Annotated in this window: 4 protein-coding genes; 2 read left to right on the top strand and 2 right to left on the bottom strand. The window is 62.6% G+C overall.

Going from position 1 to position 2,156, the window contains the following annotated elements; genetic code table 11:
• The coding region (locus tag EOD15_RS33160) for an NAD-dependent epimerase/dehydratase family protein (protein ID WP_127409235.1) at positions 1 to 226 on the bottom strand (226 nt) is incomplete at its 3' end.
• Between the two features lie 274 nt (positions 227 to 500).
• Entirely contained in the window at positions 501 to 665 is a 165-nt protein-coding gene (locus EOD15_RS36070) for a hypothetical protein (protein WP_164748845.1), read from the bottom strand.
• A gap of 289 nt (positions 666 to 954) precedes the next feature.
• Between EOD15_RS36070 and EOD15_RS33165 the strand changes: the two genes are divergently transcribed.
• Together EOD15_RS33165 and EOD15_RS33170 are read left to right on the top strand one after the other, a co-directional pair.
• Positions 955 to 1,728, top strand: a complete 774-nt coding sequence (locus EOD15_RS33165) for an NAD kinase (protein ID WP_023812117.1) — start codon at positions 955 to 957, stop codon at positions 1,726 to 1,728.
• Between the two features lie 202 nt (positions 1,729 to 1,930).
• A partial coding sequence (locus EOD15_RS33170) for a DEAD/DEAH box helicase (protein WP_127409236.1) occupies positions 1,931 to 2,156 on the top strand: 226 nt, incomplete at its 3' end.

Below are 2,156 nucleotides of genomic sequence, written 5' to 3' on the forward strand. Positions count from 1 at the left end.
CGAGATGGATGATCTCATCGAAGCGCTGAAGGGATGAAAAGCTTTCGGCGTCGGCAATCTGCAGATCGAAACGCGGATCGGCGACATGCGCGATGTTGTCTCGCGTCCCGGTCCGAAGATTGTCGACGACGACCAGCTTTTCCAGATCGCTTCGCCGCAACAGACGGTCGACCAGATGCGAGCCCAGGAAACCGCAGCCGCCAGAGATCAACACGCTGCGTGACATGGAAAACCCCCGCTCCAGACACCGGCCAGTCAACGAGCCCAGGGCTTGTTTCCCAACAACAGCGGATGCGAGCTACCCAAAAGCCTTTCCGCCAATCGATGCACCCATCTACACCGCCAAGCGCCGCGAGTGCAAACAGCAAGCCTTCACGAGTGGAACGTGCGGCGGCCGACCGGCCTCTGCTTTTAAGCAGAGAAACTGCCGCGCGATGTCGCGCATCGAAGCGACCGCCGATGCTGCCCGTCATCGCGAGGATGATCAGGACATTTCAGGGCTACAGCGCCCTTTGCGGGCATGGCGCCCCGGCTGCATCACCACAGCGCGACGCCGTGGGCTGCGGCCGGAAGCTCGTCTCTTCGGACTGGCGCACCAGTTCGGCAAAGAGCAGCGCGAAGCTTCCCAGCATCAGGAAGACGATGATCAGGCGTGTTACCGGCAATATGTCGGCCTCGACTGGCTAGCCCCCACGCCACCCATCCACTGCCGGCTAACATGACCGATCCGGCTTTACGAGACTTTAAGGCCCGTCTTAACCATCACATTCGCGTAGCCTTTGACATGATACGCGAACGGCATGCCCGCATCCGCCGATCGGCATGGCCGTACCATCCGGATGGCGTTGCCATCCGGGATGGCACCTCCCTTTGCAGACGTACCCCGCCCATGCTACCCCGGCGCTGGCGCGGCCCAGCAACCGGCCGCTGCCAATCGGTCGTCATCGGGGAGCCATGAGCAAAGCCGCCAGCCGCATCGCCTTCGTCTCGTCCGACACCGCTGACGCCAAGACGGCGCTGGAAAGCCTGTCGGCGCGCTATGGCCAGTCTTCCGTCGAGGAGGCCGGGATCGTCGTTGCGCTTGGGGGTGACGGTTTCCTGCTGCAGACCCTGCGCGACACGATGGGGACCGGCAAGAAGGTCTACGGCATGAACCGTGGCACCATCGGATTCCTAATGAACGAATATCGTTCCGGCGGCCTCACCGAGCGTCTCGAGGCCGCCGTCGCCGAAACGATCCGCCCGCTGGAGATGCTGGCCGTGACCTCGGAAGGCGAAACGATTTCAGCACTGGCGATCAACGAGGTGGCGCTGTGGCGCCAGTCGTACCAGACGGCCAAGATCCGCATCACCGTCGACGAACAGGTCCGGCTTGAGGAACTGAACTGCGACGGCGTCATGATCGCAACCCCGGCCGGGTCCACCGCCTACAATCTTTCGGCGCATGGACCGATCCTGCCGCTCGACGCGCCGCTGCTGGCGCTGACCCCGGTCAGCCCATTTCGCCCGCGCCGCTGGCGCGGCGCACTGCTCTCCAACAAGGCGACCGTCCGCTTCGACATCCGCGAGCCGGAAAAGCGGCCGGTAAACGCCGCCGCCGACCATACCGAGGTCAAGGCCGTGACCTCGGTGACGGTGCGAGAATCACCAACGGCGACAGCAACGTTGCTGTTCGATCCCAATCATTCCTGGAACGAGCGTATTCTCGCCGAACAGTTCCGCTATTGAGCCGGCGCTGCGACCGACAGGTCGATTAAGCATCCCGATTAAGGTTACAACTTCACAATCGTGCCATTGCTGCCCGTTTCTGTTGACAAATCGAGGGCTTGCTCCTAATTGCAATACCAATCTTGCAGGCGCGTGGCGCTTGCCGCGACAGACGCCATTAGACGCCGTTGCGCTTCCCCGAACCAGCCAAAGACAACAACACTTGTCCTCAGACACCACGACCGCTCCAGAAGCGTTGACCTTTTCAGACCTCGGCCTGTCGCCGAAGGTCCTTTCCGCAGTCACCGACGCCGGCTACACCGAGCCGACGCCGATCCAGGCGGGCGCCATTCCGCATGCCCTGCTGGGCAAGGACGTGCTGGGCATTGCCCAGACCGGCACCGGCAAGACGGCCTCCTTCGTGTTGCCGATGCTCACAAGGCTGGAAA

The organism is Mesorhizobium sp. M7A.T.Ca.US.000.02.2.1, assembly GCF_003996995.1.
Lineage (GTDB): Bacteria > Pseudomonadota > Alphaproteobacteria > Rhizobiales > Rhizobiaceae > Mesorhizobium.

What these genes read in the sequence shown, in the direction of transcription:
- EOD15_RS33165 (WP_023812117.1), top strand. Translation starts at nt 955, where the DNA reads ATGAGCAAAGCCGCCAGCCGCATCGCCTTCGTCTCGTCCGACACCGCT.